Below are 13939 nucleotides of genomic sequence, written 5' to 3'. Positions count from 1 at the left end.
GACGGCCCGCTTTAGGGCAGGCCCACGTCACGGGACAAGGCAAGGACCAGGGCGCCGAAGACCACGCGGGCCTTCGGCTGGAGAGGAAGGAGAACCACCTGTGGGCTGCGTCAGCGCGGGCCGTCGTCAAAGCCGTTCGCTGCGTCAGCAAGCGCACCCGGCCCGTTTCGTGGCTGGGGCCGGAAACCTCTGGCGTGCATCCACACACAAAGGGAGCCCGTTGTTCCGCCGGCGGGCACCGGCCAGGAATACCCTCGGCCCAAGGGGCCTCCTCACGGCTCGCGCGGCGGCAAGGCGTCAGGAAGCCCCTCGTGGCCGAGGCAAGGCACACCGATCAAGGGAATGGCGGCAGGCGCGATTCGTGGAGCAATGACCTTCTCGCCCCGTCGCCCGATGGCGGGCAGACGGGGCGCGCACACCGTTGCAGAAGGAGACGCGCGCTTTGGAGTCCCGCGCGGTGCGGGACGTTTGCCTCGCCGCCAGTGAAGTGGCCGACGCGGCAGGGGAAGCGAGGATCAGGACGCCTTGGAGGCAGCGCGCCGCTTGCGCGGTGCGCTGCGCCGGCCCGTCGGGGACTCGATCGGCAACGTGCCCTTGCAGTCCGGGTAGCGCGAACAGGACCAGAACGCGCCGCTCTTGCCCGTGCGCTGCTGCATCGGTGCGGCGCACTGCGGGCAGGCCGGCGCCGGCAGCAGCTTGAGCGAGAGCGTCGCGCCGCGGTACTGCTGCACGAGCTGACCGACCCACACGGACTGCTTCTCGATGAAGGTGTCCAACGCCATCTGGCCGGCCTCGATCATGTCCAGCGCCTGCTCCCACACCGCCGTGGTGCCGGGGTCGGCGATAGCCGAGGGCACCGCGTCGATGAGCGTGAATGCTGCGTCGGAAGCGCGGACGGCACGGCCTTTCTTGACCAGGTAGCCGCGACCGATCAGACCGTTGATGATGTTGGCGCGTGTCGCCTCGGTGCCGATGCCGGTGGTATCTCGCAGCTTCTGTTTCAGCCGGGGGTCAGTCACGAACTTGGCGACGGTCTTCATGGCCTTGATCAGCTCGCCCTGCGTGTAGGGTTTGGGCGGCAGGGTCTTCAGTGCCTTGAGATCCACCTTTCCGACCGGGCAGGACAGGCCCGCATGCAGGGCGGGCAGCACCTGGCTGCGCTGCGCATCCTCGCCATCGGCATCGTCCGGCCCCGGCGTCGCCAGCACCTCGCGCCAGCCGGTGACGGCGATCTGGTTGCCCACGGCCGCCAGCGACTGACTGCCGCACGAGAACTGCGCCACCGTGCGGTCGAACTCATGGTGCGGGAGGAACTGCGCGAGGTAGTGGGCGCGGATCAGCCGGTAGACGGCCAGTTCCTTCTCGTTCATGGCCGACAGGTTGGCGGGCTCCAGCGTCGGGATGATGCCGTGGTGAGCCGACACCTTGCCGTCGTTCCACGCACGCGAGCGCTGGTTGCGGTCGAGGCGGTCGATCAGAGGGCGCAGGCCGGGATCGGTCTTGACCAAACTGTCCAGCACCGTCGGCACTTCGACCAGCATGTTCTCGGGCAAGTAGCCCGAGTCCGAGCGCGGATACGTTGTCGCCTTGTGCGTCTCGTACAGCGACTGGGCAATGTCCAGCGTCTCCTGCACGTCGAGGCCCAACTGCTTGGAGCACACCTCCTGCAGCGTGCCCAGGTCGAACGGCAGCGGCGGCCCTTCGCGCACGCGCTCGGTTTCTACCGACAGCACCTGGGCGCTGCCGGCGGCGCGCATGCGGTCGGCGGCCTGCTGGGCGACCGGCTGTTGCAAGCAACGGCCAGCATCGTCGATACAACCCTGCGGCGGCGTCCAGCTTGCGATGAAGGATTGGCCGGCATGGGACAGCGTGACCTCGATCGCCCAGAACGGCACCGAGACGAAACGTGCGATCTCGCGATCAAGATCCACCACCAGCTTCAGCGTCGGCGTCTGCACCCGGCCCACCGACAGCACGCCGGTGTAGCCGGCCTGGCGACCTAGAAGCGTAAACAACCGGCTTAGGTTCATGCCGATCAACCAGTCGGCACGCGAACGGGCCAGGGCCGAGTAGTACAGCGGCAGCGTCTCCGCCGAGGGCTTGAGCGCACCCAGTGCCTTGCGGATCGACGCATCGTTAAGCGCCGACAGCCACAGGCGCTGAATCGGCCCGCGGTAGCCGCATAGGTCGATGATCTCGCGGGCGATCATCTCGCCCTCGCGGTCGGCGTCGGTCGCAATCACCAGCTCGCCCGCCTTGGCGACGAGCTGCTGCACGACCTTGAATTGCGCTGCGGTCGCCGCCTTAGGCTCGACACGCCAACGCTCAGGAAGAATGGGCAGTTGCTCGATGGCCCAGCGCTTGTATTGATCGCCGTAGCCTTCGGGCGGAACCGCCTCCACCAGATGACCGATGCACCAGGTCACGACGACACCGGCGCCGCTGTAGCAGCCGTTGCCGCGTTGACCGGCACCCAGCACACGGGCGATGTCCTTGCCTTGGGACGGCTTCTCGCACAGGAACACGCGCATGAAGCCTCCTTGGAAATGTGCGGTTCATCGGATGGGCGTCAGCTTGGCGGGGCCAGGAGATGCCGGCAGCAAGGAAGGCGATTGATGCAGACACCGCTTTGTGATCGGCCGGCGGTCCGTTGCCGCAGCGGTGCGCATAGACCGCAGGAGCTGGCACAGCAAGAGCGTCGTTTCGGTAGGGCGGCTGGAACTCCGTGTACGACCTTGGAGCTATCCCCTGGGATAGCTCGCTGGTGCACGCGGGCGTATGACGGTTGCTACAGCCGCCCTCGGGGGAACGGCGATGGGCGAATTACTGTCCGCCGGCGGGCTTGGCGCTGAGCGCCACCGACTCGATGCGGTACGGCAGGATGCCCACGCGCCGGGCCTCGACCTTGAACGTCACGCGCTCGTTCTCGTCGGCGTCCTCCCATTCGTCGCGCACGGTGCGGCCCTCGACCAGCACCCGCATGCCTTTCTGGTACAGCGTCTTCCAGTGCTCGGCGTCTCTGTGCCACAGCTCCACCGGCGCCCAGAAGCCGCCGCGATCTTCGTACTCGCCGTCCTTCTTCGGGATCGGGTTGTCGAAGTAGACGTTCAGGCGAAGCAGCCGGCGCGGCTCGTCGTTGCCGTTCGGAAATTCGCGGTAGTCCGGCGCAGAACCGATGTTGCCCTCGCCGAGGAAGTGCGTGCTCATGGTGACTCCTTGGTGGTGGGTGGAACGGATGCGGTATGCCCGTGGACGCGCCGCAGGTAAGCCGCTTCGGCCTGCGCGGCCTTGTTGGCGCATTCCAGGGCTTGGCGAGCGATGCTGTGGGTCAGGCTGATCTGCATGTTCAGCACGATGCGCTGCAGTTCCATCGCGTACAGCTCGTCGATCAGCGAGGCCGGCGTCGCGGGGTTGGCCAGCAGGGCCTCCCACAACGCCACGCCCATGGAGGAACGGTCGAGGTTGCGCCAGCGCAGGAAGGTCGTCCCTGCGCCAGTGGCCTGCTGGGCCAGTTGCACGTGGAGCAGGCTGAAGGGGTAGGCGCGCGCCTGGGGCAGCACGCGCCGCTGCGCCAGGCCAATCACGTCGTCGCGCAGCGCTGCGCACTGGCTGGCCCAGGTCTCCAGACTCCCCTTACCCTTAAAAGGCTGTAAAAGGCCTTTTAGGTAGCCTGCGTGTTCCAGCCGCTGGAAGTCCGCCTGTTCCAGCGCCACGAAGCGCGTGGAGTGGCTGATGGGGATCGATGCTGTCATGCGCCAGCACCCTCATCGCCCGCCGCACCATCGGCTGCGCCACCCGTGGGAGCCGGCGCATCGGGCTCGATGGCGGGCGCTGCAGGCGGCGTTCCGGGCTTGGTCGTCCGCCGCGCGATCGGTGGCGCGAAGCGCGAGCGGCGCGTTCCTTCCAGCACGTCCTGCGGCAGCTCGCTGAACTTCTCCAGCGCCGCTCGCGCCGCGGCGTTCTTCGCCACGAAGTCGTCGCGCGTCGTACCCGAGTAGCGGTACTGCTGGGCCAGCGCGAACAGGCTGCGCAGCGCGTGCGCGCCATCATCGAGCCATCGCTCCAAGGTGCTGCGGTCGATCAGCGCCGTGTGGTGCGCCAGGATGAGCTTGCGTGCCAGGTCGTCGTAGTCGGCCAGCAGGTACACCGCCATGAAGCCGAGCTGGGCGTTCACGAACAGCGGCAGCTTCACCGGCTGTACGTTCATGTTCTCGCCCAGCGACAGCGCCGCTGGCACGTCGGCCAAGGCCTGATCCACCTGTTCGCGCAGGGTCTGCAGACGGGTCTTGGTGGCGGCGAGCTTGTCCTCGATCCGCAACATCCACCAGTCCGAGTACGGGTCGTCCTGCTCGGCGCCGCGCTTCATCTTGTTCATGGCGCCGATGAAGCCGTTGAGACCGATGATGCCGGGGCGCCCCTCGGTCGGCGCGCGGCCGTGCCAGATGCGCGAAGCGTGGTGCGTGTGCAGCGTCAGCGACATCGCGCTGCGCAGCGATCCGAGATTCAGTTGCAGGGGTTCTGTGCGTTCGTTGGCCATGGGAGCGACTCGCGGTGAAGGGGCGAGTCGCCAGCATCGGCATCGGCCGGAAGGCTGTCAGTCAACAAACCGCAGCCCATGCGCGCCCGGTTTGTTCCGCACGGAAGGCTGTGTGTGCCGGCTATCCCCTGGGGATAGCTCGGCGGAGTCGTTCGCGGCTCGCGCGGAGGTGAGACCGCGTCGCGGGGCTATGCCTCGCGAGGTCGGTACCAGGCGGCCCGTTGCCCCTCCACCTCACGGTAGCGAAGCTCGAACAGGCGGCACTCGTGCACCACCTGCCGCCAACTGCGGCAGCCGTACTTGGCTGGAAGCTGCTCGGGATGCCGGTCCGCGATCCAGCGGCCAGCGGCGGCGATGGGTGTCCAGCCCTCGACGGCCAACTGCGCGGCGGCTTCGCGCAGCGCGCGAACGATGCCGGCGGCCGACCAGTCCACTTTGCCGTCCAGCGCGATGCCATTGACCACCAGGTCGTGGAACACGTCCGACTGGACGAATTCCGCTGCCAGGCGCCGCGTCTGATCCATGTGCTCGGCCCAGCCGCGCAGCTGCTCGAAGTGCTGATCGATGCGCGTGTAAGCGGAACCGAGTTCGTCCTGTGCAGCGCGACACCCGTCCACGGTCCTTAGATCGTGCTGGTCGATGAAGTGGTGCACCAATGTGTTGCGCAGCGATACCTGGTCTTTGAGGTCGGCCTGGGTTTGGCGTAGTCCTGCGCAGACAGGCTCAGTTGCACGCGCGTGCGAAAGGAGATCACGTCGCCGGGAAGATCGTCTTCGCGTTTCTCGCCGCCATTTCCATCGGTGACGACGTACGAACCAAACAGTTGTCCGATCAACGTGCCCAGGGTCTTGGTCGCGGCATCTTCAATCCGCGCTGCGCGAATGGCCTCCAGCGAATGCGCCGGGCCTGAAATCTCGTGGTGGGCCACGATGGCTTTCATGAGGCGCTCGTATTATTGAAGGCGCAACAGGCATCTGCCCAGCAAGAGCTGAACGTCTCGCTGTAGTGGTTGCAGTGCGTTTGTGAAGGGCAAAGTCGTCAAGTCCATCGTTGGCCGGGCTCGTGCGTGGCTGTCCTCGTTTGATTCACAGGCGACAGTTTCGCCTGTCGTTCGGCGGGCAGCAATCGAGCACGACGGAAGGGTGTCTGTTCCAGCTATCCCTGGGGATAGTCAACATCAGCGATCACGCAAGGCTTCTCGGAGCTGTGCTAGATAGGCGCGTGCCACCTCGGGGTCAGCCGCACGGGATGCTGGCGGTGACGATGACGCAGGTGGCGGGGGCGCTGGCGGCGTCGATGCACTTTCTCCGGCCCAGGCCTTGAACTCTCCGCGGATCGCCTTCTGGATGATGCCAAACAGGTAGCCGGCCGGGTTGCGTACCGCGCTGTTGTGGCAGCGTGCCGCCCACTCGTCGAGAACGGCCTGCCTCTGCGCCTCGTCCACCTGCTGCAGTGCCACCAGCGCGCCGGCCTGCTGCTCGTCCTTCAAGCGCAGGAAACGCTCGGGCAGCCGCAGGTTCTGCAAGGCCCTCGCGCGCGGTACTGTACGTACTTCATTTATACGATCATTACGTACTGTACGGTCCTCCTTCGGAATCCGAAGAGAGCCGTCCGGTGCGGGTTTCGGCCCTGCTTCGGATTCCGAAGACGGGCGCGCAGCATTCCGAAGAAGGGCTTCCTGACCTTCTTCGGATTCGTGGTCCGCACCCTCCTGTGGATAACCTGGCGTCGCCCAGCTATGCCGCGCCATGCGCTGCGCCAGCACTTGCAAGCGGGTCGGCAGCGTGCGGCCGCTGAGCAGCGGGTCTTCGGCAATCTCCTTGAGCGTGTTCATGCCCACGATTTGTACCGCCTTGGCGGCATGGGTCAGCGCCTGGCTGACCAGGCCAAGGTAGTCGGCATCGAGCTGCATCGCCTCGAAGGGCGACAGCGGCTCGTCGTGCAGCACGTAGAGGTTGCCCTGGATGCGGCCGGTCTGCGGGTCGCGCCGTCGTCGCACCAGGCTCAGCCAGCGCGTCAGCCGCAACAGCGTCAGGGCGCGCGCCACGGTCTCGTGCGAGGCCTGCGCCGCGCAGGGCATCGAGGCCAGGTAGGGGCGCAATTGGTCGTAGGTGGGAAAGGCGGTCACGCCGTCGTCGTTGAGCTGCAGGCGGAACACCTGCCAGGCGTTTCGCTCCAGTGGCGTCAGGCGCCGGTCGAGGAACAGCCTGCGCGGGACGCTCTCATGGCGGTTGCCGCTGTAGAGGAAACCGTCGGCGGCCGGCGCCGTCCCCTGCGCCGACTGCAGGTGCTGCAGGGCCTCGTCGAAAAGCGCGGACAGCGCAACGGGGCCTTCGCGCCGTGGTGCGCCACCCGTGGTCATGGCCTACACCAGCCCCTGGTCGATCCAGTTGCGTATCGCCGCCCACACCACCGACATCGGCAGGCTCAGCGCCTCGGCCAGGTCCATGGTCACCGCCAGCATCGCCATGTCGTCGGTCAGGGCGATATGGCGCTCGACGACGCCGGCCTTCCAGCGCTCCCACAAGGCCACGTCTTGCGCCTCGTCGAGCACCGGATGCCGGCCCTTGCGCTTGGGCAGCCCGAGGATGTCGCGGCGCAGCGCCACTTCCTGATGCGTGAGGCCGTAGAACTTGCTGACCATCTCCGTGCTCGCCCCCAGGCGCAGCATGCGGTCCACCGTGGCGATCTCCCGCTCCACGTCGTGCACCTGGCTCAGCAGCCGCTTCAACACTTCACGGTTCACCGACACCGAACACCACGACACCGTGGCGTTCACCAGCATGCTCACGAGTTCGGGGTGCTTCAGCGCATCCAGCTCCTCCTCGCCGAAGCCCATGGCCTTGCAGCGGCGCAACTGGCCGTTGCGTAGGTCATGCAGGGCCTGGGCGATCACGGCCTGGTTGAGCGGGTGCGGTGCTGACATGCGGGAGCCTCCTGCGCTCAGGATTCCTGGCCCGCTTCGCCGGCTTGCAGGTCCAGCAGCCGGCGCGCCAGGCGCAGCAGACGGAACAGCTTCACCAGCGCAGCATCGCTCAGGCGTGTGGCCGAGCCGCCATGGCCATGCAGCAGCGCCGCCAGCTCGTCGGCCAGCCGCGCGCGGTCCAATCCGTTCGCGGAGGGCGGAGCCGCACTCAGCGCATGCAGCAGGGTCAACACCGCCCGCGCGAACGCCGGCAGCGCCTTCGCTTGGCCCACGGCCGGCGCCATGCAGACGAAGCCGATGCCGCCGTCGCTGGCCTCGATGTGCTCGGCTACCGCGGCTTCCCCGGCGATCTCGCGCGCGAACTGCGCGATGTGCACGCGCAGGCGATCCGGCACGTCCAGCCCCGGCTCGATGTACCAGACGTCCGAGATGGGATAGAGCCCGCCGGCCTGCACGGGGATCGCACGCAGCGCATTGGCCTCGAAGTCGGGCAGCTTGTCGCTGAGCTGGTCCGCGACCATCCGCTGGATGGACTGCAGGCGCTCGGTGGTCGGTGCCGGCGTCACGATGTGCCCTTGCAGGCGCTCGTCGCGTTGCCCGTGCTGTTCCTCCGGAGCTTCGAGCGGTGCAGGCGGTGTTGCTGCTGGCGCCGGAGGCGCGACCGGAGTGGTGTCGCGCGGCACAGACGAGGCGGGTGGCTGCCGAGGCGCGGAGACCGGCAAGGGCGGTGTAGCAGGCACGACAGGCGCCGCCGGTTCGCTGATCAGCGCACACTGGCGGCGTTCGCTGTCGTTGATCTCCAGCGCCAGCGTGTCGTAGTCCGCCTCCAGCAGCTCGGCCATCTGGCCCACGAGCTCGTCCTGCACCCGCTGCGGCGAGAAGTCGTCCGGCTGAGTGTCGAACTGCGTCAGCACGTCCTGAAACAAGGTGGCGAAGTCCACGGCCACGGTGCGGCCCAGCGCACGCCGCTCCCAGGTGCGCTCGCACGCCTTGCGCAGCACCGCGAGCCGGTCCACCTGATGCCGGCCCAATCCGCCGTACAACAGCGCCGGGATCGCCGGAAGCAGATAGCGTACCGCATCGTTCATGCGGCTGATGTGTGACTGCTGCACCGGGTAGCCGTCGGCAGTCAGCCGCCGCGCGAGTTCGCTCTGCGACAGTGCCTGGCCGCTTTCCTGCTCGTAGAACTCGCGCGCCTTCTCGATGCCCAATGCCCGCTCAATGAAGGTCAGCCCGCCGCGCAGCTCGTTCTCGGCCAGATGCCCGGTCAGCGCCACGATTTCGCCGCGCGCCGGCCACGGGCGGAACAGGCACGCAATGCGGAAGAAGCGTTCCTCCTTGGTCTCGCTCCACAACTCGCGCAGGATCGCGAGCCGCGTGTTGCCGCCGTTGCGAATGATGTAGTGCGCCTCGCCCGGTCTGCGCGTGATCGCGGGGGGCGCGTCCAGCCCGCGTTCGCGGATGGACGCCTTGATCTCCGCATAGGCCGGGTTGCGCGTCACGCGCGGGTCGTGGTCGTAGGGCCGCAACTGGTCCAGCGTCACCACCATCGGCGTGTCGGCGATGGGGTCGCTCAAGGTCGCGGCCGAAGGGCTGCTGTGCTCGAAGCCGGTGGCCAGCAGCTTGGCAGCCATGTCCTGCGGCGTCAGCTCAGCCACGACCGTTCTCCTGCGCCTGCCGGTCGGCGCGGCGAAGCTGCGCGCGGGCATGGCGGTCGGCACGGTGGTCGCTCGCAGTCGAGCTGGTGTAGATCGACGCGCAGCCTGGTTTCGTGAATTTCAGGTGCCCACCGGACGTGCGCACCACGCGCCAGCCTTCGCCCAGCGCGAACTCGATCAGTGCGCGCAGCCGTTCACGGCCGCGCGCCAGTTCATGCGCGCTCGCCATGACCGGCCCCTCCCGCATCGGCCCGGCCGGTGACCAGCGCGAAGCGCTCCCGCCACGCGGGGAACAGCTCGCCGGCCAGCGTGCGCATGGTGTCCAGCGCCGCGGGCGCCGTGCGCCCCGCCAGCTGCCGGTACTCCACCCGGTGCACCGGCAATCCTCGTGTCGCAGCGCGCGGATAGGCTTCGATGGCCGGCACGTCGGTGCCCAGCACCTGCACGCCGGCCTGTTCCTGGAACACCTGTCGCAGCGCCTGCTGGACCAACCGGGCGTTCGACGACACCGGATGCACACGGTTGATGAGCAGGCGCAGCGGCGGCGGCTCGATGCCCAGGTGCCGATACGGCGCGATGTCCTCGATCAGTTGCAGCGTGCCGCGCCGCAGTTCGTGCGCCGCGAGGATCTCCGGCGTCACCGGCGACAGCGCCAGGTCGGACGCCAGCACCGCCATCTCCAGCAGCACGCTGCGCGCGCCCTGGGTGTCGATCAGAAGCAAGTCATAGTGCGTGCGGAAGACGGGAAGCAAATGACGCAGTCGCAGGCGCCCATCCGGTGCGTGCAGCAGCAGCGTGTTCAGTTCGCCGCGGTCGTCGTTGGAGAGCACCAGGTCCAGGCCCGCGATCGCAGTGCGCGACACCAGTTGCTCGATGCGCCGCTCGTTGAAGGCCAGCATCTCGTAGATGCCGCCGGGCGCGCACACGTCCAGTGTGAAGTAGCTCGACAGCGTGGGCTGCACGTCCAGGTCCAGCAGCAGCACACGCAGCCCGGCATCGGCGATGAAGCCGCCCAGGTTGGCCGCCGTCGTGGTCTTGCCCACGCCGCCCTTGGTCGAAATGATGGACACCACCTGCATGAGCTTCTCCCCGTCGAATGGCATGAACCGAGAAGAAGCGTCAGGCGCGTTCTTTGAGGCGATCAGCGATCCACTGTTCGATCTCCACCGAGTCCCAGCCCACCGCGCGCACGCCCAGGCGCAGCGCCTTGGGGAACTTGCCTTCCTTCATCAGACTGTAGATGTGCGCGCGCTTGAAGCCGGTCTTGGCTTCGACCTCGGCGCGGCGCAGGATGCGGTGTTCAGTCGGTGCCGCCGTGGCTGTGGTCTGCGAAGACATGAGGGTCACTCCTTAACGCTCAATCGCGCTGAATGGCGTGACTCGAATTAAGAACGCCGCGTTGAGGAAAGACACCGCAAATGCGGTATCCGCGACCGCAGATACGGTCTTGAAAATTTCAGGAAACCGCAGATTGAAGCTTGCGGCGAGCTTGGGCGAACTTGGCCTGCAGCGTTCGCTCGGTGATGCCCATGAGGTGTCCATGATGGGCGATCAACGCACTGGCAATGGCTTCCTGGCTGTTGAAGCTGGAGTACGGGGTGCCGGATGGTGAGCGTCCGAGCATCAACGTCAGCATGGCGCCGATGATGTGCAGGTAGGTGGCCTCGGCCCTGTCACTCAGCGGGCAGAGCGTGCATGCGGGTGGCGCCTGATCGTGCTTCTTCCGCTGCTCTTGCAGAGCACGCAGTTGGCTGCGGCATTGTTCCAGCTGCGACTTGAGCGCCTCGCGCTCCACCAGCAGCGCATTCCCTGCCTCCAACGTAATCACGGGATGGGCGATCCGTTCGCCGCGGGAGAATAAAAAGGCCGGTCGTTGGCCCGAATAATGGTTGAGCATCCATCGTTTGAGATCGACATGCCGGATCGTCAAGTCCGGAGAGTCCCAGAGGGACTTGTCGTCGATCGTGATGCCGTTCTGTCCATAGGGTAGTTCACCATGGTAGATCGCATCGTAGATTCGGTCGATGTAGAGCCGAAGTTCGTCGCAACGAGGGCAGTTCAACGTCACCGCCAAGTGTCGGGAGTCAATGATGGCTGCCACGATTTCGTGTTGGAACCTCAGCAATCCTGCCCATCGGATGGCCGCTTCAATGGGGCGGTAATACACTTGGGACAACGAGTTCCCTTTCATGCATCGTCCTCCTTGCTTGAGCTATTGCGCCAAGGGCTCCCCCCAGAACCGGTCAGTCGAAAGGATGGCTGGCGTACCTCCAAACGGGGGCGCCCAGCCCCACTCAAGACGTACCATGCGCACTGCTCACGAGCTGAGTTCAACCCGCCCGCCACGCAGGCTGATGAGCTGCCACCTGGTACTGGCACCAACAGAGCCGCGGTCGGCCATGTCATGCCGGTGTCACGCCCCCAAGATCTCCGCGTGGCTTCGACCTTTGCAAGACCTGCTCGGTATCTGGTGTTCGCACTGCGGTCTATGCGGACGAAATGTTTCGCGAGGCGGACTCTGGAAGAGTCAGAACCCTGGCGATGGCGCTTCCAGCAGACCGTGTCGGTCTGTTGATAGACGAAAATGGAATGGCGCTGCGCCTACGGCGAGGGCGGCTGCCGTGCCCGCTTCCGCTCCTCCACAGTCCTGGGTCGAAGGCGCAGGACAGAGCGCGGACTCCACCCGAACGGGTGGCCCTGAGATGAGGCATTGCTGGATGTGGATGGCCTGTAGCAGTCGTCAATGGAGCAGCGTCTGGCCTTCTTCTGGACGATGGGGGCGAAGTAGTCCATCATGTCGTCCAGCCGCTTGCGGCAAACGGGAAGAACTCTCTCTAACTCAACCAGTTAGGCGTCAGGTTCGATTCCCTTCGCCCGCTCCACCTCCCTCCAGTATTTCCGGGCCTTCAAGCCGACTTTCTCTCCGCGTTCGAACCTTCAAGCCCACCTCGATCCACCCCTCCATCACTCCCCGCTTTCCCCCTACCAACTCAACCGAAGCCGAACCATAGCCCCAGCTCATTCTGGCGCTGGATTGTGTCCTCAGCATCCTGCTTGCGGGATATGCCGGAACCAAGCCTCGGACCGCCACGTTCTCCCGGAACGGAGTGCAGATCAAAACCACTGAACGCTGAAAGCGACTCGGGCTATCTGAAGACCCAAATTGAGTACGCGAAAGCTTCTACGAGACCGAGGGCGATTCAAGTGGGTGACCTACGGGCCTGGGCGGTACATATATCGCGCACCCAACACAATGCAGGGCTTGCTGACGACGACGCTGCTTATTGGCGTACATCGCGGCATCTGCAGACGCAAGCAACTCCCCCAGAGGCTTCAGCTCATTTGGCGAACAACGAACAGCACCGATACTTAAGCCGATAGGATAACGACAGCGTTCACTACCATTGAATTCGTCGACCAGTGCTTGCACACGAGCAGAGAGCGCATCCGGGGAATCCCCCGCCTCGACAGCCAGGACTACAAACTCATCACCGCCGATCCTGGCGACAATGTCACTCACTCTAAATGCAGATTTGAGCACCTGCGCAGCAGCCATGATCGCCAGGTCGCCCGCCTCATGGCCGTGGATATCATTAAGTTTTTTCAGACCGTCGAGATCAACAAAAAACAGCAAGCAGGATTGATCATTACGGCGAGCAGAGCGCATTAGCTGGTCAGCCAAAAGAAAAAAGCTGCGGCGATTGTGCAAACCGGTCAGTTCATCCGTCAGCGACAGTCGGCGCACATCATCTTCGACTTTTTGTCGCTGCGATATTTCGTCCGTGAGTTTGCTGTTCACCGCTTCGAGGGCACGAGTTCGTTCGAACACCCGCAACTCAAGGGATGCATTCAGCGCAGCCAGTTCCGCCTGAGCATTCCCTCTCGACTTATCGAGCTGACAAAGATGCCTCGCCGTTCGCAGGATTACCGCAACGAGCATGGCTATGCTCAGCGTCGCCATCAAGGCCAGGCTGAACCGCTTGTCGTAGTAGCCCAACCTTTCTCCGACCAGCAGAGCACCTCCGATGCCGAGAATGACCACCGGGATACTGGCGAGCAAACTTCTGGCAACCTCGCCACCCGCTGTGTCGCTTATCAGTAACTCGACAAATTCGGAACGCTCCTGGATAACCAGCAGTCCGGTATTGAACAGGATCAGCGCAATAGCCGTATGGATGGCCATGGAGCTATAGAGGCCCACCGAGTAAAGCGCGCTGACATCGAACAAATAGCCCACAAACGCCATCAGGCTAATAAATAGCGCTGATGAAGCGAATATTTGCGGCAGTAATGGTCTGCCCTCAAGCAGCAGGCCAAAGCCGGAAAGCAGAAAACACAGCGCTGTCGCCGGCGCCATTCGCCCCGGAAAAAGAACAGGTTGAGTGCGCTGAAGCTCGAAAGGAAGGAGCAAATCAATAGCGAGATCAACCGACATGACATATTCAACGAGGGTCAGTCCTCCAACCAGTATCGTCAAGACAGCGCCAAGCCGTCTGATCCAGTTTCCGGCCAGGGACACTCTAAACGTAGCGCACCACAGTCCCACACCGAGGACAGTGAAGGTGAAGGCGGTATTGACCACCATTGCAGTCCAGCCAGGAAGCACGGCCTTTAGCGAAGGCACATCAAGCAGCCAGCCAACCAGCACAACCAAGCCGATTATCATCACAGTGACGGCGGCCAGCCGAGCATAGGTTATGAACTGACGCAGCCTTTTTACTTGGCTGAGTTCCGGCTCCGCCGTCATCGTCATCCCCATTAGTGTGTAGTTGAATGCGGCCATTATGCTGGTATGCATTCAGCCCCGCCAATGTGTTG

At 65.0% G+C, this 13939-nt stretch carries 14 protein-coding genes; all 14 read right to left on the bottom strand.

The genetic code is table 11. The annotated features are described in order from the left end of the window. Positions 1-515: 515 nt before the first annotated feature. The 14 genes from GQ39_RS01270 to GQ39_RS30905 all read right to left on the bottom strand — a co-directional run bounded on the left by GQ39_RS01270 (position 516) and on the right by GQ39_RS30905 (position 13919). On the bottom strand, positions 516-2531 hold the full coding sequence (locus GQ39_RS01270) for a DNA topoisomerase III (protein ID WP_047526635.1): 2016 nt from the start codon (positions 2529-2531) through the stop codon (positions 516-518). 292 nt (positions 2532-2823) lie between these two features. Then, the gene (locus tag GQ39_RS01265; protein WP_047526634.1) at positions 2824-3207 is read right to left on the bottom strand and encodes a single-stranded DNA-binding protein; all 384 of its coding nucleotides are present in this window, start codon (positions 3205-3207) and stop codon (positions 2824-2826) included. Then, on the bottom strand, positions 3204-3752 hold the full coding sequence (locus GQ39_RS01260) for a DUF3158 family protein (protein ID WP_047526632.1): 549 nt from the start codon (positions 3750-3752) through the stop codon (positions 3204-3206). Before GQ39_RS01260 ends, GQ39_RS01265 begins: the two co-directional genes overlap by 4 nt. Then, positions 3749-4537, bottom strand: a complete 789-nt coding sequence (locus GQ39_RS01255) for a PFL_4669 family integrating conjugative element protein (protein WP_047526630.1) — start codon at positions 4535-4537, stop codon at positions 3749-3751. Before GQ39_RS01255 ends, GQ39_RS01260 begins: the two co-directional genes overlap by 4 nt. Before the next feature lie 188 nt (positions 4538-4725). Continuing rightward, on the bottom strand, positions 4726-5190 hold the full coding sequence (locus GQ39_RS33135; RefSeq protein WP_236693071.1) for an OST-HTH/LOTUS domain-containing protein: 465 nt from the start codon (positions 5188-5190) through the stop codon (positions 4726-4728). Further along, a complete protein-coding gene (locus GQ39_RS33130; RefSeq protein ID WP_236693070.1) occupies positions 5160-5477 on the bottom strand; it encodes a hypothetical protein in 318 nt (105 codons plus the stop codon). The genes GQ39_RS33135 and GQ39_RS33130 overlap by 31 nt, the downstream gene beginning before the upstream one ends. Before the next feature lie 237 nt (positions 5478-5714). Beyond that, the gene (locus GQ39_RS01245) at positions 5715-6899 is read right to left on the bottom strand and encodes an STY4528 family pathogenicity island replication protein (RefSeq protein WP_047526628.1); all 1185 of its coding nucleotides are present in this window, start codon (positions 6897-6899) and stop codon (positions 5715-5717) included. A 3-nt stretch (positions 6900-6902) separates the two neighbouring features. Then, the gene (locus GQ39_RS01240; protein ID WP_047526627.1) at positions 6903-7463 is read right to left on the bottom strand and encodes a DUF2857 domain-containing protein; all 561 of its coding nucleotides are present in this window, start codon (positions 7461-7463) and stop codon (positions 6903-6905) included. A gap of 17 nt (positions 7464-7480) precedes the next feature. Continuing rightward, positions 7481-9121 carry a ParB family protein gene (locus GQ39_RS01235; protein WP_047526625.1) on the bottom strand — a complete coding sequence of 547 codons (1641 nt, stop codon included), beginning with the start codon at positions 9119-9121 and terminating at the stop codon, positions 7481-7483. Next, positions 9114-9350, bottom strand: coding sequence for a hypothetical protein (locus tag GQ39_RS01230; protein WP_047526623.1), 237 nt, complete (start codon positions 9348-9350; stop codon positions 9114-9116). The genes GQ39_RS01235 and GQ39_RS01230 overlap by 8 nt, the downstream gene beginning before the upstream one ends. Beyond that, complete coding sequence (locus GQ39_RS01225) at positions 9334-10200, bottom strand: ParA family protein (RefSeq protein ID WP_047538350.1); 867 nt, start codon at positions 10198-10200, stop codon at positions 9334-9336. Before GQ39_RS01225 ends, GQ39_RS01230 begins: the two co-directional genes overlap by 17 nt. Positions 10201-10240: 40 nt before the next feature. After that, positions 10241-10459: an AlpA family transcriptional regulator gene (locus GQ39_RS01220; RefSeq protein ID WP_016446183.1), complete on the bottom strand. Its 219-nt coding sequence runs from the start codon at positions 10457-10459 to the stop codon at positions 10241-10243. A gap of 118 nt (positions 10460-10577) precedes the next feature. Then, on the bottom strand, positions 10578-11312 hold the full coding sequence (locus tag GQ39_RS01215; RefSeq protein WP_047526619.1) for a hypothetical protein: 735 nt from the start codon (positions 11310-11312) through the stop codon (positions 10578-10580). A gap of 990 nt (positions 11313-12302) precedes the next feature. Beyond that, complete coding sequence (locus GQ39_RS30905) at positions 12303-13919, bottom strand: GGDEF domain-containing protein (RefSeq protein ID WP_052193455.1); 1617 nt, start codon at positions 13917-13919, stop codon at positions 12303-12305. Between the last annotated feature and the right edge of the window lie 20 nt (positions 13920-13939).

It is taken from the genome of Pseudomonas sp. 11/12A, from assembly GCF_000800055.1.
Taxonomy (GTDB): domain Bacteria; phylum Pseudomonadota; class Gammaproteobacteria; order Pseudomonadales; family Pseudomonadaceae; genus Aquipseudomonas; species Aquipseudomonas mohnii.
The sequence above is the reverse complement of the archived record's forward strand: the minus strand, read 5'-3'. Positions and strand labels throughout refer to the sequence as shown.